General features: G+C 55.6%; 15 protein-coding genes. 6 read left to right on the top strand and 9 right to left on the bottom strand.

The genetic code is table 11. The annotated features are described in order from the left end of the window. Positions 1-46: 46 nt before the first annotated feature. From rmf to rlmKL, 6 genes are all read right to left on the bottom strand, one after another. The gene (gene rmf, locus ACQG0S_RS07655; protein ID WP_003858162.1) at positions 47-214 is read right to left on the bottom strand and encodes a ribosome modulation factor; all 168 of its coding nucleotides are present in this window, start codon (positions 212-214) and stop codon (positions 47-49) included. Positions 215-467: 253 nt separating this feature from the next. Next, the gene (pqiC, locus tag ACQG0S_RS07650) at positions 468-1,034 is read right to left on the bottom strand and encodes a membrane integrity-associated transporter subunit PqiC (RefSeq protein WP_022647654.1); all 567 of its coding nucleotides are present in this window, start codon (positions 1,032-1,034) and stop codon (positions 468-470) included. Beyond that, positions 1,031-2,671, bottom strand: a complete 1,641-nt coding sequence (gene pqiB, locus ACQG0S_RS07645; protein ID WP_022647653.1) for an intermembrane transport protein PqiB — start codon at positions 2,669-2,671, stop codon at positions 1,031-1,033. Before pqiB ends, pqiC begins: the two co-directional genes overlap by 4 nt. Before the next feature lie 4 nt (positions 2,672-2,675). Further along, a complete protein-coding gene (gene pqiA / locus ACQG0S_RS07640; RefSeq protein WP_426750175.1) occupies positions 2,676-3,929 on the bottom strand; it encodes a membrane integrity-associated transporter subunit PqiA in 1,254 nt (417 codons plus the stop codon). 13 nt (positions 3,930-3,942) lie between these two features. Then, positions 3,943-5,850 carry an ABC transporter ATP-binding protein gene (locus tag ACQG0S_RS07635; RefSeq protein WP_022647651.1) on the bottom strand — a complete coding sequence of 636 codons (1,908 nt, stop codon included), beginning with the start codon at positions 5,848-5,850 and terminating at the stop codon, positions 3,943-3,945. A 12-nt stretch (positions 5,851-5,862) separates the two neighbouring features. Next, complete coding sequence (gene rlmKL / locus ACQG0S_RS07630) at positions 5,863-7,971, bottom strand: bifunctional 23S rRNA (guanine(2069)-N(7))-methyltransferase RlmK/23S rRNA (guanine(2445)-N(2))-methyltransferase RlmL (RefSeq protein ID WP_426750172.1); 2,109 nt, start codon at positions 7,969-7,971, stop codon at positions 5,863-5,865. Between the two features lie 98 nt (positions 7,972-8,069). Here rlmKL and ACQG0S_RS07625 point away from each other — a divergent pair, with 98 nt between their 5' ends. Continuing rightward, positions 8,070-9,179, top strand: a complete 1,110-nt coding sequence (locus ACQG0S_RS07625; protein ID WP_022647649.1) for a YcbX family protein — start codon at positions 8,070-8,072, stop codon at positions 9,177-9,179. Here the strand turns inward: ACQG0S_RS07625 and zapC are convergent. Both zapC and pyrD read right to left on the bottom strand, forming a co-directional pair. Beyond that, the gene (gene zapC, locus ACQG0S_RS07620) at positions 9,176-9,718 is read right to left on the bottom strand and encodes a cell division protein ZapC (protein WP_023299740.1); all 543 of its coding nucleotides are present in this window, start codon (positions 9,716-9,718) and stop codon (positions 9,176-9,178) included. The two genes, ACQG0S_RS07625 and zapC, sit on opposite strands and share 4 nt — an antisense overlap. 166 nt (positions 9,719-9,884) lie before the next feature. After that, positions 9,885-10,895: a quinone-dependent dihydroorotate dehydrogenase gene (gene pyrD / locus ACQG0S_RS07615; RefSeq protein WP_023299739.1), complete on the bottom strand. Its 1,011-nt coding sequence runs from the start codon at positions 10,893-10,895 to the stop codon at positions 9,885-9,887. Positions 10,896-11,144: 249 nt separating this feature from the next. Between pyrD and ssuE the strand changes: the two genes are divergently transcribed. Genes ssuE through ssuB form a run of 5 tightly spaced genes read left to right on the top strand, consistent with a single transcriptional unit; the run spans position 11,145 to position 15,385 of the window. Further along, a complete protein-coding gene (gene ssuE / locus ACQG0S_RS07610; protein WP_048965565.1) occupies positions 11,145-11,720 on the top strand; it encodes an NADPH-dependent FMN reductase in 576 nt (191 codons plus the stop codon). Continuing rightward, a complete protein-coding gene (locus ACQG0S_RS07605) occupies positions 11,713-12,675 on the top strand; it encodes a sulfonate ABC transporter substrate-binding protein (RefSeq protein WP_048965566.1) in 963 nt (320 codons plus the stop codon). The genes ssuE and ACQG0S_RS07605 overlap by 8 nt, the downstream gene beginning before the upstream one ends. Beyond that, positions 12,672-13,817: an FMNH2-dependent alkanesulfonate monooxygenase gene (gene ssuD / locus ACQG0S_RS07600; RefSeq protein ID WP_038415787.1), complete on the top strand. Its 1,146-nt coding sequence runs from the start codon at positions 12,672-12,674 to the stop codon at positions 13,815-13,817. The genes ACQG0S_RS07605 and ssuD overlap by 4 nt, the downstream gene beginning before the upstream one ends. Before the next feature lie 9 nt (positions 13,818-13,826). Further along, complete coding sequence (gene ssuC / locus ACQG0S_RS07595; RefSeq protein WP_003858185.1) at positions 13,827-14,618, top strand: aliphatic sulfonate ABC transporter permease SsuC; 792 nt, start codon at positions 13,827-13,829, stop codon at positions 14,616-14,618. Continuing rightward, a complete protein-coding gene (gene ssuB / locus ACQG0S_RS07590; protein ID WP_022647644.1) occupies positions 14,615-15,385 on the top strand; it encodes an aliphatic sulfonates ABC transporter ATP-binding protein in 771 nt (256 codons plus the stop codon). The genes ssuC and ssuB overlap by 4 nt, the downstream gene beginning before the upstream one ends. A gap of 89 nt (positions 15,386-15,474) precedes the next feature. Here ssuB and pepN read toward each other — a convergent pair whose 3' ends face one another. Next, complete coding sequence (pepN, locus tag ACQG0S_RS07585) at positions 15,475-18,087, bottom strand: aminopeptidase N (protein WP_048965567.1); 2,613 nt, start codon at positions 18,085-18,087, stop codon at positions 15,475-15,477. Positions 18,088-18,129 lie beyond the last annotated feature (42 nt).

The following is an 18,129-nucleotide window of genomic DNA, read 5'->3' as shown; positions in this document are numbered from 1 at the left end:
AGGCGAAACCTCCGCATTGCGGAGGTTTCTTTTTAAAGAGACGGTATCAAGCAAGTACTGCCCTGTCTCCGATGGCTTCTCGCCAGCCCCCTAGCCATTGGGACCTTTGATTCAGGGCCTGATAGGGACACATTTCTTTAGAACGTCCGGCGATGCCAGCCTGATAACCACGTTGATGAGCCCTTTCCAGGCGATCTCGTTTCTGTCTCTTCATGCCTCGTTTCCCTCATTCTTTTGTCTGGTGGAAAGAAAACAGTGGTTGCAATATGTGCAAGCACAGTTAACGAATACCCCGAATCTGCGTCAGCGTCAACGTTCAAAATTCATACGGGTGTCATATTTGTGAGCTACATGGAAGATCGTTTGTACAAAAAGTGTGATGCGGGACAAGTAACAACCTGAACGTAAAACGAAAAAAAACCGCAATCAGCAAGAAGCTGAGTGCGGCTTTCGTCGATGAATTTTACTTATGGCAGGCGGGAAATCTCTCTTGCTATAGTAGCCGACTCCTGTGCCCATCCCTGCGCAAGTACTTTCACCATTTCGTCATAGCCATCTTTCTGCTGCTTGAGTTCAAGATGGAAAGGACGCTTAATCAGCTGACCCTGGTGATTCAGCAGCCACTCCCCGCTGATAACAACGGCACCATCATAGCGGCCATGGAATCCCGTCACGTTAACATTCAGAGTGTCCTGATCGCTTCCCAGAGGCTGCGAGGCAACGACCCAACCGGGGAGCTGGCTGCTCAGATTCGCCACCAGCGTATTGCGTAGCTGCTGATCCAGCGGGCTGGCCCACAGGTTATTGTTGGCGATTACGTACTGCACATCGCTGGTCTGGTAGACCACCCCGTTGCCCGCCAGGTAATCTGGCACGGCAACCTGCTCAACCCACAGCAGACGGCTGCCCTGCGAGGCACTGCTCTGCGCCCCCGACTGTGCGCTTAACGGCAGCTGGTAGTAGCTTTTGTTATCGCTTCCAGAGCTACAGGCCGTTAATACCAGTGCGCCTGCGATGATTAGCCATTTTTTCATTGTTTCGCCCTCTTAGGCTCAGGATCCTTTTTATCTTTCGCTTCAAACACCAGCGCGTTGCTCTTTTCATTGAGCGTTTTCAGAACGGGCTGTAGCTCGCGTAAAACCTGATCAAGACGTTGCATATCCGCCACCATCTTGTTGTAGGCCGCTGAGCCCGGCTGGAAGCCCTGCATACTGCGATTCAGTTCACGCAACGTTTTCTGCATATCCTGCGGCAGTTGCTGCATGGACTGGTTGGCCGTGATCTTGTTGATATTATCCAGGGTGGTTTGCAGACGTTGCATCGTCGCCTGGCTCTGATGCAGTGATCCCGTCGCAGCCTCAAGCATTGGATTCAGCGGCAGATTGTTGATCTTATCCAGCGTTTCCATCAGACGCTGTTGGATCTGCGCCAGGCCACTGCTGACCGTAGGAATGATTTTGTAGCCGCCAAATTCACGGACTCCCGTCATAGGTGGCGCTTTTGGATAGAAGTCCATATCGACATACAACGCCCCTGTCACCAGGTTGCCGGTTTTCAGCGAGCCACGCAGACCGCGATTCATCAGGTCGCTGATATGCTCCCCAATATCCTGATCCTCACCAATCTGGTTAATTAAACGCTCAGGCTCAATGCGTATCAGCACCGGAATACGATAATCATCATCAAGCATTTGCTTGAGTCCCGGAACAAAGTAAGGCACTTGCCCTACTGTACCCAGACGGATACCGCGGAACTCAACTGGCGCTCCTGGCTGCAAGCCGCGTACAGAGTCCTTAAAGAACATCAGATAATCGATGTGATCGGTATAGAGCGCATCCTGAATGCTTTTTTGATCGTCAAACAATCTGAAGGCGGTTTTTTCCGCCACCGGTTGTCCCAGATCTATACCTTCCGGCACGTCAAAACTGACGCCCCCACCAAACAGCGTGGTGAGTGAACCCATCTCAACGCGCATCCCCGCAGAGGTGAGATCCACAGCGATCCCACTGTCTTTCCAGAAACGAACGTTACTGGTCACCAGTCGGTCATTAGGCGCATTGATAAATAGCTGATAGCTGATGGTCCGTTTTTGCGGATCGAAGGTGCTCGTTTCAACCGAACCGACACGATACCCACGGAACAGCACCGGATCGCCCGGCGAGAGCTGGCCCGCTTTTTTGCTGTCCAGAATGACGCGGATCCCTTTTGCATCCGGTGGCGCAAGCGGCGGTGAATCCAGCAACTGATAGTTTGCTGGCTGGGCGCCTTTATTGCCGGGCTGGAGTTCAATGTAAGCCCCTGACAATAGCGTCCCTAAGCCGCTGATCCCTTCTCTTCCGACCTGCGGTTTCACCACCCAAAAAACGGAATCTTCATGGAGCAGTTTTTCCATGCCAGCATTCAGGCGGGCCTTAATTTCAACATGGGTTAAATCATCCGTCAGGGTCGCGCTTTCCACGACACCCACATCCACGCTGCGGCTCTTGATGGTGGTTTTTCCGCCCTCAATTCCCTCTGCATTGGTGGTAATTAGCGTGACTTCCGGTCCCTGATGGCTGTAATGATAAAACAGGATCCATGCACCGATCAGCGCGGTCACGATGGGGAAAATCCACACCGGCGACCAGTTTCTGACCTTCTGCACTTTAGCCTCTCCACTCTTATTTTCCATGCTCTTACTCTTCCTCATGGCTTGAATCGGGCTCACGATCCCACGATAAACGAGGGTCGAAGGTCATGGCCGCAAACATGGTCATAATGACGACCAAAGCAAACATCAGCGCTCCCATAGCGGGATAAATACTCATCAACCCACCCATACGCACCAGCGCTGAGAGAACCGCAATCACGAACACGTCAATCATCGACCAACGGCCAACAAATTCCACGACCTCATAAATCAGATGCATGCGCTCACTGTCACGCTTACCGTGCCCTTTTGCATCCCAGCAAAGCCAGGCAATGGCAATCATCTTTAAGGTCGGAACCATAATGCTGGCGAGAAATATGACGCCTGCAACAGGGTATGACCCTTCGCTCCACAGCAAAATCACCCCGGCAAGGATGGTCGAGGGCATTCTGTCGCCGAGCAGATCGGTGATCATGATCGGCAAAATATTGGCGGGCAGATAGAGCATGACAGAGGTCACCAGCAGCGCCATGGTCCATTGCAGGCTATTTTTGCGTCGGACGTGACCTTTTGTTTCACAGCGGGGACACACCTCGACATCCGCGGGCAGCACGGCGGTGCAGCAGGAGCAGGAGCGCAGCCCCTGACGGATACCCGGTACGCCCACCTTTACCGTCTGCGAGAGCGTCGGTGCCGGGGCAATATCGTCCCAGGTCCAGCGTCGGTCCACGCACTGGAAAGCGCGCAGTTGCAGCACGCAATACAGACACCACGGAATAAAGCTACTGCCAATCCCCACATCGCCGTAGGCCATCAGCTTCACGAAGCTGACCAGGATACCCGCCAGAAAAATTTCCGCCATCCCCCAGCTTTTCAGCTGGAACAGGATCCGCGCGAGTTTGATTTTAAGGGCGGTGGGCATCCTGACGCGATTGACCAGTAGCAGAATGACGACCAGGCAAAAAGCCGGGACTATCTGCACGAACAGAAGAAAGAAGGTGCCAAGGCTGGCGTAATCTTCCGAGAACATCACGCCTGGAATTTCCAGTAACTCCACCTGGCTTACCATCCCACCCACTTTCATAGAGATGAAAGGGAAGAGATTGGAGAGCAGTAACATGAACAGGGCTGTCAGCGCGTAAGCCGTAGGACGCTGCCTTGGCGCGTCCCACTCGGTCGTCAGCGTAGCTCCGCAGCGCGGGCAGGCAGCCTTATGTCCGTGACCAAGCTCTGGCAACGCCACGAGCATATCGCATTGCGAGCATAAAATATGCCGATCGGCATGGTGCTGGTCACACATAGATTATCCCTGTTTATGCGCCGTTTTTCAGAGACTCAAGGTACTCCCAGCGCTCAAATGCCTCTTCCAGCGCCTGCTCGGCCTGGGAGAGTTCAGCCAATACTTTCTGAGTATAGTCGTGAGGCTGCGTAAAGAATGACGCATCAGCGACCTGAATTTGCAGTGCTTCCAGTGCCGCTTCCAGCTCTTCCAGACGCTGCGGCAGTCCTTCCAGCTCGCGCTGCAAGTTATAGCTCATTTTAGCAGGAGACTTTTTGACAGTTTCTGCTTTCACAACAACAGGTTCAGCGACATTTTTGGTCTTCGCCTGTTTTTGCGCCAGCGACTGCGATTGCTGTCCACGCGCGTCATGATAGCCGCCCACATATTGACCGATACGTCCTTCGCCTTCGAAGATCCAGCACTCGGTCACGGTGTTATCGACAAATTGACGATCGTGGCTGACCAGCATCACGGTTCCCTGATAGCCATCAATCAACTCTTCCAGCAGTTCCAGCGTTTCGACATCCAGATCGTTCGTCGGTTCATCGAGAATCAGTAAGTTACTGGGTTTCAGGAACAGGCGCGCCAGTAAAAGACGGTTACGCTCACCGCCGGACAGCGCGCGCACAGGCGTCAGGGCGCGTTTTGGGTGGAACAGGAAGTCCTGAAGGTAGCCCAGCACGTGACGCGGCTTGCCGTTAACCATTACCTCCTGTTTGCCCTCAGCGAGGTTGTCCATCACCGTACGGTCCGGATCCAGCTCTGCGCGATGCTGGTCAAAGTACGCTACTTCCAGCTTGGTACCACAGTGAATACGACCGCTGTCTGCCTGCAACTGGCCCAGCATCAGTTTCAGCAGCGTGGTTTTACCGCAGCCGTTTGGACCAATAAGCGCAATTTTGTCGCCGCGCTGAACCTGAGCGGAGAAATCGTTTACCAGCACTTTGCCGTCAACCGAATAATTCACGTTCTCCATTTCGAAGACAATCTTGCCCGAGCGGGACGCCTCTTCAACCTGCATTTTGGCGCTCCCCATGACTTCACGGCGTTCGCTACGTTCGCGGCGCATCGCCTTCAGGGCGCGAACGCGGCCTTCATTACGGGTACGACGCGCCTTGATGCCCTGACGGATCCATACCTCTTCCTGCGCCAGCTTGCGGTCGAACTCGGCGTTTTGCAGCTCTTCCACGCGCAGGTTCTCTTCTTTCTCCAGCAGATAGGTATCGTAATCGCCCGGATAGGTCACCAGCTTGCCGCGGTCGAGGTCGACAATGCGCGTGGCCATGTTGCGGATGAACGAACGGTCGTGGGAGATGAAGATAATGGTGCCATTGAAAGTTTTCAGGAACCCTTCCAGCCAGTCAATCGCTTCGATATCCAGGTGGTTCGTTGGTTCGTCCAGCAGCAGTACCCTGGGCCCGCTCACCAGGGCACGGCCCAGCGCTGCTTTACGCAGCCAGCCGCCGGAGAGCGCCGACAGCTCCATATCCGCTTCCAGGCCAAGCTGAGCCAGCACTTCGTTAATGCGGTTTTCCAGCTGCCACAGGCCGTGGTGATCGAGCATCTCCTGCACTTTTGCCAGTTCGTTGAGATTTTTGTCGCTCGGGTCGGTCATGACCAGATGCGAAATCTCGTGGTAGCGCTTGAGGTATTCCGCCTGCTCTGAAATCCCTTCGGCCACAAAATCGTACACGCTGCCGGTAACGTTACGCGGCGGATCCTGTTGCAGACGAGAGACGACCAGATCCTGCTCGTAAACAATACGGCCGTCGTCCAGCCCCTGCTCACGGTTGAGGATTTTCATCAGCGTCGATTTACCTGCGCCGTTACGGCCGACCAGACAGACGCGCTCGTTATCTTCGATATGCAGCTCTGCATTATCGAGAAGCGGTGAGTCGCTGAAAGAGAGCCACGCGCCGTGCATACTAATTAAAGACATTTATTTTTCCTTTCAGACCGCGGAGATCAGCCAGCAGTTGTGGATTTGACGGTTACGGGCAAAGTCCTGAGACAGCGTTTTTTGGCTGATTTCTTGTGCTTTCAGTCCCAGTTCGGCCAGGCCGTCGTGATCCATGCGGAATCCGCGCTTGTTATTCGAGAACATAATGGTGCCGCCTTTACGCAGCAGACGCTTCAGGTCGGTCATCAGGCGCAGGTGATCGCGTTGAACGTCAAAGCTATCCTCCATACGCTTGGAGTTAGAGAAGGTCGGCGGATCGATAAAGATCAGGTCAAACTGCTCGTCGGTATCGCGCAGCCAGCCCAGCACGTCGGCCTGTAACAGGCGATGCTGACGACCGGTTAAGCCGTTAAGACGCAGGTTGCGCTCTGCCCACTCCAGATAAGTACGGGACATATCGACCGTGGTGGTACTACGCGCCCCACCAAGCCCTGCATGAACGCTGGCGCTGCCGGTATAGGAGAACAGGTTCAGGAAGTCTTTGCCCTTACTCATCTGGCCCAGCATGCGGCGGGCGATGCGGTGATCGAGGAACAGACCGGTATCAAGGTAATCGGTCAGGTTAACCCACAGGCGCGCATTATATTCGCCCACTTCGATGAAGTCGCCCTTCTCGCCCATCTTCTGATACTGGTTTTTGCCTTTCTGACGCTCACGGGTTTTCAGCACCAGCTTGTTTGGCGAAATGCCGAGTACGGCGATGGTGGCCGCAATCACATCCAGCATACGCTGACGCGCTTTTTGCGCATCAATGGTTTTCGGCGGGGCGTATTCCTGAACCACCACCCAGTCTGCATAGCGGTCAACCGCCACGTTGTATTCCGGCAGGTCAGCGTCGTAAAGGCGATAACATTCGATGCCTTCCTGCTTCGCCCACTTCTCAAATTTCTTCAGGTTTTTGCGCAGACGGTTGGCATAATCTTCCGCCACGCCAGACGGTTTGCTGTCCGCTGCTATCTCTGCCAGATGGTAGTTTTTCTGCACGCAGTCCAGCGGGCCGTTTTTCGCCTTGAACTGGCGATCGGCACGTAATTGCAGGCAGCTCAGCAGCTCCGGCGAGGCGCTAAACAGGGAGAGGTTCCAGCCGCCGAAATGCGCTTTCATGTTGCGGCCCAGCAGGCTGTGTAGCGCAATCAGCGCTGGCTCGCTGCCAAGACGCTCACCATACGGCGGGTTGCTGATCACCGTACCGTACGGGCCTTTTGGCAGCGGATTGGTCAGGTTCGCCACATCTTTGACGTCGAAGGTCACCAGCTCACCGATACCGGCACGACGGGCGTTGCTGCGCGCGCGTTCAATCACCCGTGGGTCGTTGTCCGAACCGTAAAAGTGAGAGGTGTACTCCGCCAGCCCTTTACGGGCACGGGACTGCGCGTCGTCTTTGACCTCTTTCCAGAGGGCTTCATCGTGCTGCGCCCAGCCTTTGAAGCCCCACGGTCCACGATGCAGCCCTGGCGCGCGGTCGGTGGCCAGCATCGCGGCTTCAATCAGCAGCGTACCGGAACCGCACATTGGATCGAGCAGCGGCGTACCCGGCTGCCAGCCGGAGCGCATCACGATAGCGGCGGCCAGTGTCTCTTTGATTGGGGCCATGCCGGTGCGATCGCGATAGCCGCGCAGATGCAGGCCTGCGCCGCTCAGATCCAGGGAAATACTGGCAGTGTCGCCGTTCAGCCAGACGTTGATACGCAGATCCGGGTTTTCACGATCAACGTTCGGACGTTCTCTATTACGACGCGTGAAGCAGTCCACAATGGCGTCTTTGACGCGCAGGGCACCGTACTGGCTGTTGCGGATCTCATCGTTGACGCCGTTGAAATGCACCGCAAAGGTGGCGTCCGGGGTGAAGATCTCTGTCCAGTCGATCATCTGTACACCGGTGTAGAGATCAAGATCGCTGTAGACCTTGCACTCTTTCATCGGCAGCATGATGCGCGACGCCAGACGGCTCCACATCAGGCTCTGGTAAATAAGCCGCGTGTCGCCCTCAAAATGGACACCACCCTGAACCACCTGGCACTCTTTCGCGCCCAGGGTTTCCAGTTCAGTTTTTAACAGCTCTTCCAGCCCACGGGCCGTACTGGCAAACAGAGAATTCATATCGTCACTTTTACTCATAGAAAATTGTCGCGCATTATAGCTAATATGGCGTGTATGTCATAAAGTTGAAGGCTTATTTTATTTAGCGGGAGTGTGCAGTGGCGACGTTATCCAGGCTTTTTATTCATCCGGTGAAATCCATGCGTGGTATCGGCGTGACGCACGCGCTGGCCGATATGAGCGGATTCGCCTTCGATCGTATTTTTATGATCACCGAGCCTGACGGTACGTTCATCACCGCACGTCAGTTCCCGCAGATGGTTCGCTTTACGCCTTCCCCGCTTCATGACGGATTGCATTTGACCGCGCCAGACGGTTCAAGCGTCGTGATCCGCTTTGCTGATTTTGCGCCGGTTGAAGCGCCAACGGAAGTGTGGGGCAATCATTTTACCGCGCGTATCGCGCCGGATAACATTAACCAGTGGCTGAGCGGCTTTTTCTCACGTGACGTTCAGCTGCGCTGGGTTGGGCCTGCGCTGACTCGTCGCGTGAAACGCCACGACGCGGTTCCCCTCTCCTTTGCGGATGGTTTTCCCTTCCTGCTGACCAGCGAGGCCTCGCTGCGTGATTTACAAACCCGTTGCAAAGCCAGCGTGCAGATGGAACAGTTTCGCCCGAATCTGGTGGTGACCGGAGCGGATGCCTGGGATGAAGATACCTGGAAAGTGATCCGCATCGGCAGCGTTATCTTTGATGTCGTGAAGCCGTGCAGCCGCTGTATTTTTACCACCGTCAGCCCGGAGAAAGGCCAAAAACACCCTTCCGGCGAACCGCTGAAAACCTTGCAATCATTTCGTACCGCGCAGGATAACGGTGATGTCGACTTCGGCCAGAACCTGATCCCCCGCTCCAGCGGCGTAATCCGCGTGGGCGACGAGGTCGAAATTCTTACCCGCGGGCCTGCAAGAGTGTACGGCGCAGGCCAGGAAGAAGAAATGGTTGACGTTGTCACCAACGTCGCTTCCGCGGTGGATATTCACTGGGAAGGCAAAGTTATTCGTGGTAACAATCAGCAGGTGCTACTGGAACAGCTGGAGCAGGCGGGTATCCGCGTACCTTATTCCTGTCGCGCGGGGATTTGCGGATGCTGTCGCATTAAACTGGTCGATGGTGAAGTGAGTGCCCTGAAGAAATCTGCGATTGGCAGTGACGGCACGATCCTGTGCTGTAGCTGTGTACCGAAAACATCCGTACAGCTGGAAGCTTAAACCGCCTGTTCGAGGCTGAAGGAATCGACGCGCAGCTGAGGCTTCAGCCTGTCATTCATCACTTTGATGGCATCACCTAACTGCATGACTCGCCCGGCAATGGTCACGCCGGGTTGGGCCAGCAAACAGAGCGCAGCGTTTTCACCGGGTTCAACCACCAGCAGATTCACCTCTTCTTCGGTATCGCTCAGATTGACGCTGGCCGCATCGCCGATAGCCGGGGTCCAGCTCATACCGTGCGCGAGGAAATGCCAGCTTTTCGGCATTTGTGGTTTCAGGAAACGGATCGCCACCAGCGCATTTAGTACCAGTTCAGCGCGCTGTTCTTTGGAGAGATTGAAGTCGCGGCATTTTTCTTCAAAAGAGAAATAGAGTGCAGCGTCGTCAACGCAAAAGCCTGAGGGAGCAAACGCGTCTGGCGTTAACATTCGGCGCGCAAAACGAGAGCGAAACAACATGCCATTGGCTAAGTCGAGCATCATACGGTCATGCTCGTCACAAAAATACCAGCGCCAGTTATCGTCAGGTTTAATTCGCATGTTTCTCTCCCGTCCCCAAAACGTCCTGTACTAAAAATGTCCTGTTTGCCGCTTCGCTTATAACACTATTAATAAAAGACTATAATGTCTAAATAAGCAACAATGACGGAATATAAAACAACCAGGGCTGGAAATAAAGCCCTGGTTGTCTGATTAAGAGAAAAGATTAGATATGCGTGACAATTTCTTTAATCAATGGCGGCCCTTTAAAAATAAAGCCGGAATAAATTTGCACCAGTGAAGCCCCTGCCGCCATCTTCTCACGTGCAGCGATGACGGAGTCAATGCCACCCACGCCAATAATCGGCAGCTGGCCTTTTAATTCCGCGGAGAGTGCGCGAATAATTTCGGTGCTTTTTAATTGTACCGGACGGCCACTTAATCCACCCGCTTCGTCACAGTTTTTCATTCCCTGGACGAGGGAGCGATCGAGCGTTGTATTGGTCGCAATCACACCATCAATATTATGGCGAACTAAACTGTCGGCAACCTGGATCAATTCCTCTGCCGAAAGATCCGGGGCGATCTTAACCGCGACCGGAACATATTTATGGTGGATCGCCTGTAGCGCCGTTTGTTTATTTTTAATGGCGCCAAGAAGATCGTCGAGCGCTTCGCCATATTGTAATGAACGCAGCCCTGGGGTGTTAGGCGAGGATATATTCACCGCGATATAACCGGCATAGGCATAGACTTTTTCCATACAAATCAGATAGTCATCTTTACCCTGCTCGACGGGCGTGTCTTTATTTTTGCCAATATTAATACCCAGCACACCATCAAAATGGGCTTTCTTAACGTTCTCAACCAGATGATCGACGCCAAGGTTATTAAAGCCCATGCGGTTGATCAGCCCCTCGGCTTCAACCAGGCGGAACAGACGTGGCTTGTCATTTCCCGGCTGCGGACGCGGCGTCACCGTCCCGATTTCGATCGAGCCAAAGCCCATCGCGCCGAGTGCATCAATGCATTCGCCATTTTTGTCCAGACCGGCCGCAAGGCCCAGTGGATTTTTGAACGTCAGGCCCATGCATTGGACGGGTTTTTCCGGCACGTTTTGACGCACCAGCGCGGCCAGAGGCGTTCCTGTAATACGACGTAACTGCTGAAATGTAAATTCATGAGCGCGCTCAGGATCGAGCTGGAAAAGGGCTTTACGAACGAAGGGGTAGTACATGAACTCTCCTGGATTCCCGGTGTGCAAACCGGGAGGGGATTATGTGCGATCCCGCCCGGAAAGGGAATTGACCTGTGGCAAAAAAAGCCATGTAAAACGCAATCGTTTACTTATCGGTTCGCTTCTTATGCTTTTTTCTGCATTCATCCTGAGGATAAATCATTTAGTGGAATAACCACGCAATGTCACACTCCTGAAAATTGTTATGAATGTTAGATAAAAGCAAACAATTAGTTATAAGGAGCAACCATGCGCGTCATTACCCTGGCCGGAAGCCCCCGCTTCCCCTCTCGATCCAGCGCACTGCTGGAATACGCTCGCGAAAAGCTTAATGCTCTGGATGTCGAAGTGTGTCACTGGAATTTGCACAATTTCGCGCCTGAAGATCTGCTCTACGCCCGTTTCGACAGCCCGGCGCTGAAAACCCTGATCGAACAACTTAAGCGTGCTGACGGGTTGGTCGTCGCGACACCAATTTATAAAGCCTCTTTTTCCGGTGCACTGAAAACGCTGCTCGATCTGCTGCCCGAACGCGCGCTGGACGGTAAGGTCGTCCTGCCGCTGGCCACAGGCGGTACGGTAGCCCATTTACTGGCGGTGGATTATGCCCTCAAGCCGGTTCTGAACGCGCTGAAAGCGCAGGAGATCCTGCATGGCGTCTTCGCTGACGACTCACAGGTAATCGACTACCAGCATCAACCGCATTTCACGCCGAATCTGCAAACCCGCCTCGACAGCGCGCTTGAAACCTTCTGGCACGCCCTTAATCGTCGGGATCGCCACGCGGCGGCATTTCATCAATCACAAGGAGTGGCGCATGTTTAAAACAGTTACCCGTATCGGGCTGGCAGGTCTGCTGGCAGTGGCATCGCTGGCTCAGGCGGCGGAGAAAACGCCGGAGAGCCTGCGTATCGGTTATCAGAAAGGCAGCGTCAGCATGGTGCTGGCGAAAAGCCATGCGTTGCTGGAGAAACGTTTCCCGCAGACCAAATTCTCATGGGTCGAGTTCCCTGCCGGACCGCAGATGCTGGAGGCGCTGAACGTCGGGAGTATTGATTTAGGCAGCACTGGCGATATCCCGCCGATCTTTGCCCAGGCGGCCGGGGCGGATCTGGTTTACGTTGGCGTTGAACCCGCCAAGCCGAAGGCAGAGGTTATTTTGGTGCCGGAAAACAGCGAGATCAAAAGCGTCGCCGATCTCAAAGGCCATAAGGTTGCTTTCCAGAAAGGTTCCAGCTCGCATAACCTGCTGCTGCGCGCGTTGCAGGAGGCCAGCCTCAAATTCACCGATATCCAGCCCGTTTACCTGACGCCTGCCGATGCGCGCGCGGCGTTTCAGCAAAAAAATGTTGATGCCTGGGCTATCTGGGATCCGTACTACTCCGCCGCACTGTTGCAGGGCGGTGTGCGGGTGCTGAAAGACGGCACCACCCTGAAACAAACCGGTTCGTTCTACCTGGCGGCACGTCCTTACGCTGAAAAAAATGGCGCATTTATTCAGCAGGTGCTGGATACCTTCTCTCAGGCCGATGCGCTGACCCAAAGCCAGCGTCAGCAGAGCATCACGCTACTGGCAAAAACCATGGGCCTGCCTGAACCGGTGATCGCCACCTATCTTGACCACCGTCCTCCCACCACCATAGCGCCGGTTGACGCCCACGTTGCCGCCCTCCAGCAGCAAACGGCAGACCTCTTTTATCAAAACCGCCTGGTTCCAAAGCAGGTGAATATTCGCGAACGCATCTGGCAACCCGCTGGCATTGAAGGAAAAAAATCATGAGTCTGAATCTTTTCTGGTTTTTACCCACCCACGGTGATGGACACTATCTTGGCACAGAAGAAGGCGCCCGCCCGGTCGATCACGGCTATCTACAGCAGATCGCCCAGGCGGCAGACCGCATCGGTTTTACCGGGGTGCTGATCCCGACGGGCCGTTCATGTGAGGACGCGTGGCTGGTTGCCGCGTCGATGATCCCCGTCACCCAGCGCCTGAAATTCCTGGTAGCCTTGCGTCCAAGCGTGGTGTCGCCCACCGTCGCGGCACGCCAGGCGGCAACGCTGGACAGGCTCTCCAACGGCCGCGCGCTGTTCAATCTGGTGACGGGCAGCGATCCGCAGGAGCTGGCGGGCGATGGCGTTTTTCTCGATCATACCGAGCGCTATGAAGCCTCCGCAGAGTTCACCCGCGTCTGGCGACGTCTGCTGGAAGGGGAAACCGTCACCTTCGAAGGAAAACATATCCACGTTCGCGATGCGCAACTCTACTTCCCGCCGGTACAGCAGCCGCGCCCTCCCCTTTATTTCGGCGGATCGTCGGACGTGGCGCAGGAGCTGGCGGCTGAGCAGGTCGATCTCTATCTGACCTGGGGCGAGCCACCGGAGCTGGTTAAAGAGAAAGTTGCTCAGGTACGCGCCAAAGCCGCAGAACATGGCCGTACGGTGCGCTTCGGCATTCGCCTGCACGTGATCGTACGCGAAACCAACGACGAGGCCTGGCAAGCTGCCGACCGTCTGATCGCTCATCTGGACGACGACACTATCGCCAAAGCACAGGCGGCGTTTGCCAAAACCGACTCAGTGGGCCAACACCGAATGGCCTCCCTGCACAACGGCAAGCGTGAAAATCTTGAGATCAGCCCGAACCTGTGGGCCGGGGTGGGTCTGGTGCGTGGCGGCGCCGGTACGGCGCTGGTCGGCGACGGTCCAACCGTAGCGGCACGCATTAATGAATACGCGGCGCTGGGGATCGACAGCTTTATCCTGTCTGGCTACCCGCATCTGGAGGAGGCCTACAAGGTGGGTGAACTGCTCTTCCCGCACCTGGATGTCGCTATCCCGGAAATTCCGCAGCCACGTCAGCTTCAGTTGCAGGGCGAAGCCGTGGCGAATGCGTTTATCCCGAGAAAAGTCGCGCAAAGTTAAGGAGCCACCATGTCTGCAACCGCACAAAAATGGCTGCTGCGCGCCGCGCCGTGGTTTCTGCCCGTCGGCATTGTCCTCGTCTGGCAACTGGCGTCTTCAACTGGCTGGCTGTCGAGCCGTATTTTGCCCTCTCCGGAGGGCGTTGTGGAAGCGTTCTGGTCGCTAAGCGCCAGCGGTGAGCTGTGGCAACATCTTGCCATCAGCTCCTGGCGCGCGGTAATCGGCTTTTCGATTGGCGGGAGCATCGGCCTGACGCTGGGGCTGATCAGCGGCCTGTCCCGCTGGGGTGAGCGGCTGCTGGATACCTCCGTTCAAATGCTGCGTAACGTGCCGCATCTGGCGCTTATTCCGCTGGTTATCCTGTGGTTCGGCATTGATGAGAGCGCCAAAATTTTCCTCGTGGCGCTGGGAACATTATTCCCGATTTATATCAATACCTGGCATGGGATCCGCAATATCGATCGCGGTCTGGTTGAGATGGCCCGCAGCTATGGCCTGTCAGGTTTTGCCCTGTTTACCCATGTGATCCTGCCGGGCGCCCTGCCCTCCATTATGGTTGGGGTGCGTTTTGCGCTCGGCCTGATGTGGCTAACCCTGATCGTGGCGGAAACCATTTCGGCCAACTCCGGCATTGGTTATCTGGCGATGAACGCCCGCGAGTTCCTGCAAACGGACGTGGTGGTGGTTGCCATTATCCTTTATGCCCTGCTCGGCAAACTTGCGGACGTCAGCGCCCAGTGGCTGGAACGTAGCTGGCTGCGCTGGAACCCGGCCTACACCGCTCAGGAGGCGAAAGCATGAATACTGCACGACTGAACCAGGGAACACCGTTACTGCTGAACGGCGTGACCAAACGCTACGGCGACAACACCATTCTGAATGCACTGGATCTGCATATTCCTGCCGGACAGTTTGTGGCCGTTGTTGGCCGCAGCGGTGGCGGCAAGAGTACCCTGCTGCGTCTTTTAGCCGGGCTGGAGGCGCCAAACAGCGGTGACATTCTGGCAGGCACCACGCCGCTGTCCACGATTCAGGATGATACGCGCATGATGTTTCAGGACGCGCGTCTGCTGCCGTGGAAAACGGTAATGGATAACGTCGGGCTGGGCCTGAAGGGCAGCTGGCGGGAGGACGCCCGGCAGGCACTCGCCGCCGTCGGGCTGGAGAATCGCGCGGGAGAGTGGCCTGCGGCCCTGTCGGGTGGGCAAAAGCAGCGCGTGGCCCTGGCACGCGCGCTAATTCATCGTCCCGGCCTGCTGTTGCTTGATGAACCGCTCGGCGCGCTTGATGCCCTGACGCGGATCGAGATGCAGGATCTGATTGAAACCCTCTGGCAGACGCACGGCTTTACGGTGCTGCTGGTGACGCATGACGTAAGCGAAGCTGTGGCAATGGCAGACAGGGTGCTGTTAATAGAAGAGGGTAAAATTGGTCTGGATCTGACGGTGGATATTCCACGTCCTCGCCGGGTGGGATCGGCCAGACTGGCGGAGCTGGAGGCGGAAGTGCTGGATAGAGTGATGAAACGTGGAGAAGCGGAGATTCAGCGGATAAAGGCTAATGCCTGATGCCCTCACCCCGGCCCTCTTCAACAGGGAGCACGGCGCAAGGGCAAATCGTAGGCCCGGTAAGCGAAGCGCCACCGGGCTTTTTTACATCAGGCCAGCGCCTTTGTAATCTTCTCGTACAGATCGCCAGACAAATTTTCCAGCCCTTTCAGCTGCTCAAGTGCGGCACGCATTTTCGCCTGAGGCTGCGCATCGTAGCGTTTCAGGCGGATCAGCGGCTCAATCAGACGAGACGCCACCTGCGGGTTACGGCTGTTCAGCTCGGTCAGCATTTCAACCATGAACTGATAACCGCTGCCGTCTTCAGCATGGAACGCGGCCGGGTTGCTGCTGGCAAACGCGCCAATCAGGGAGCGGACGCGGTTCGGGTTGCTCATGGTGAACGAACGGTGCTTCAGCAGGCTGCGTACGTTGCTGAGCGCATCGGCTGCCGGGCTGGTGGCCTGAAGGATGAACCACTTGTCCATCACCAGACCATCCTGATGCCACTTGTCGTCGTACTCCTGCATCAGCGCATCGCGGCACGGCAGCTCGGCGGCAACGCTTGCAGCCAGTGCGGCCAGCGCATCCGTCATGTTATCGGCCTCATGGTACTGCTTGCTGACCAGCGTGTTCGCCAGCTCTGCCTCACCAAATGCCAGATAGCGCAGGCAGGTATTGCGCAGGGAACGTTTACCGATATCCGCATGTTCCACCCGATACGCGTCCAGCTTGTTGGCGTTGTAAATTGCGAGGAACTCATCTGCCAGTTCGGTCGCCAGCGTGCGAGTCAGCGCTTCACGCACGGCGACGATCGCAATGGGGTCGATGATGTCAAACAGCTCGGCGATTTCAGTCGCAGACGGCAGCGTTAAAATTTCAGCCGCCAGCGCCGGATCAATATTCTCATCCAGCAGGATGGCACGGAACGCGTCTGCCACATGAACCGGCAGCGTCAGCGGCTGGCCCTGCTGGTAACGGTTCACGTTCAGCTTGATGTAGGTCGCCAGCAGGCTTTGTGCCGCATCCCAGCGCGAGAAATCGTTGCGCGCGTGACGCATCAGGAACGTCAGCTGCTGATCGCTCCACTTGTATTCGAGTTTCACCGGCGCGGAGAACTCGCACAGCAGGGCAGGAACAGGCTGGAAATAGACGTTATCAAAGATAAAGGTCTGCTCTGCCTGGGTCACGTTCAGCACGTTATGTACCGGGTGACCGCCCTTCTGTAGCGGGATCACGTTGCCTTCGTTGTCGTACAGCTCAACGCTGAACGGAATGTGCAGCGGATGTTTCTCTTCCTGCTCCGCCGTTGGCGGTGTGCGCTGGCTGATGGTCAGCGTGTACTGCTCAGTTTCCGGGTTGTAGTCGTCTTTGACCGTCACAATCGGCGTACCGGCCTGGCTGTACCAGCGGCGGAAATGAGACAGATCCACGTTAGAGGCGTCTTCCATCGCCTGGACGAAATCGTCGCAGGTGGCCGCACTGCCGTCATGACGCTCGAAGTAAAGCTGCATCCCTTTCTGGAAATTCGCTTCGCCCAGCAGGGTGTGGATCATGCGGATAATTTCAGCGCCTTTTTCGTACACCGTCAGGGTGTAGAAGTTATTCATCTCAATGACTTTATCCGGGCGGATCGGATGGGCCATTGGGCTGGCATCTTCTGCAAATTGCAGACCACGCATGGTGCGCACGTTGTTGATGCGGTTTACCGCCCGCGATCCCAGATCGGAGCTGAACTCCTGATCGCGGAAGACGGTTAAGCCCTCTTTCAGGCTCAGCTGGAACCAGTCGCGGCAGGTGACGCGGTTCCCGGTCCAGTTATGGAAATATTCGTGGCCGATAACGCGTTCGATATCGAGGTAATCTTTATCCGTTGCGGTATCGGTACGCGCCAGCACGTATTTGGAGTTGAAGATGTTAAGACCTTTATTCTCCATCGCGCCCATATTGAAGAAATCGACAGCAACGATCATATAGATGTCGAGGTCATATTCGAGGCCAAAGCGCGTTTCATCCCACTTCATGGAGTTGATGAGGGAGGTCATTGCCCACGGGGCGCGGTCAAGGTTGCCACGGTCCACGAACAGCTCCAGCGCGACTTCACGGCCAGAGCGCGTTTTAAAGGTGTCGCGCAGAACATCGAAATCGCCCGCCACCAGCGCAAACAGGTAGCAGGGTTTCGGGAACGGATCCTGCCACTGTACCCAGTGACGGCCATTCTCCAGTTCCCCTTCACCAATCCGGTTGCCGTTGGAAAGCAGGTACGGGTACAGCGTTTTGTCGGCAATAATTTTGGTGGTAAAGCGCGCCAGGACGTCCGGGCGATCCAGATACCAGGTAATGTGGCGGAACCCTTCGGCTTCACATTGGGTGCACAGGGCTACGCCTGACTGGTAAAGCCCTTCCAGCGCGGTATTGGCGGCAGGGCTGATTTCATTCACGATGCGCAGGGTAAAGCGTTCCGGCAGGTTGTCGATGACCAGCTGGTTGCCTTCTTCTTTATAGTCTGACCAGGCTTCATCATTAATATGCAGGGAAACCAGCGTCAGGTCTTCACCATCCAGACGCAGCGGCACGGCTGTCGCGCTCTGGCGCGTCACCTGGCTTACCGCCGTCACGACGGTTTTTGTGGCATCCAGTTCGAAGGTCAGATCGATATCGCTTATCAGGTAATCCGGCGCACGGTAGTCGTGGCGGTATTTAGCTTGTGGCTGTTGTGTCATAGAAAACCTTATGCATCGTTTGTCGAGTAACGATTCAATATA

The sequence above is a fragment of the Enterobacter cloacae complex sp. 418I7 genome (assembly GCF_050030705.1).
In the GTDB taxonomy this organism is placed as follows: Bacteria; Pseudomonadota; Gammaproteobacteria; order Enterobacterales; family Enterobacteriaceae; genus Enterobacter; species Enterobacter intestinihominis.
This window is presented reverse-complemented; position numbering and strand designations above follow the sequence as displayed.

Bases quoted from the DNA above. Each gene is read 5' to 3' on its own strand.
- ssuD (WP_038415787.1), top strand. From the start codon at position 12,672: ATGAGTCTGAATCTTTTCTGGTTTTTACCCACCCACGGTGATGGACAC.
- pqiB (WP_022647653.1), bottom strand. From the start codon at position 2,671: ATGGAAAATAAGAGTGGAGAGGCTAAAGTGCAGAAGGTCAGAAACTGG.
- zapC (WP_023299740.1), bottom strand. From the start codon at position 9,718: ATGCGAATTAAACCTGACGATAACTGGCGCTGGTATTTTTGTGACGAG.
- pyrD (WP_023299739.1), bottom strand. From the start codon at position 10,895: ATGTACTACCCCTTCGTTCGTAAAGCCCTTTTCCAGCTCGATCCTGAG.
- ssuC (WP_003858185.1), top strand. From the start codon at position 13,827: ATGTCTGCAACCGCACAAAAATGGCTGCTGCGCGCCGCGCCGTGGTTT.
- ACQG0S_RS07635 (WP_022647651.1), bottom strand. From the start codon at position 5,850: ATGTCTTTAATTAGTATGCACGGCGCGTGGCTCTCTTTCAGCGACTCA.
- rlmKL (WP_426750172.1), bottom strand. From the start codon at position 7,971: ATGAATTCTCTGTTTGCCAGTACGGCCCGTGGGCTGGAAGAGCTGTTA.
- pqiC (WP_022647654.1), bottom strand. From the start codon at position 1,034: ATGAAAAAATGGCTAATCATCGCAGGCGCACTGGTATTAACGGCCTGT.
- ACQG0S_RS07605 (WP_048965566.1), top strand. From the start codon at position 11,713: ATGTTTAAAACAGTTACCCGTATCGGGCTGGCAGGTCTGCTGGCAGTG.
- ssuB (WP_022647644.1), top strand. From the start codon at position 14,615: ATGAATACTGCACGACTGAACCAGGGAACACCGTTACTGCTGAACGGC.
- pepN (WP_048965567.1), bottom strand. From the start codon at position 18,087: ATGACACAACAGCCACAAGCTAAATACCGCCACGACTACCGTGCGCCG.
- ssuE (WP_048965565.1), top strand. From the start codon at position 11,145: ATGCGCGTCATTACCCTGGCCGGAAGCCCCCGCTTCCCCTCTCGATCC.
- pqiA (WP_426750175.1), bottom strand. From the start codon at position 3,929: ATGTGTGACCAGCACCATGCCGATCGGCATATTTTATGCTCGCAATGC.
- rmf (WP_003858162.1), bottom strand. From the start codon at position 214: ATGAAGAGACAGAAACGAGATCGCCTGGAAAGGGCTCATCAACGTGGT.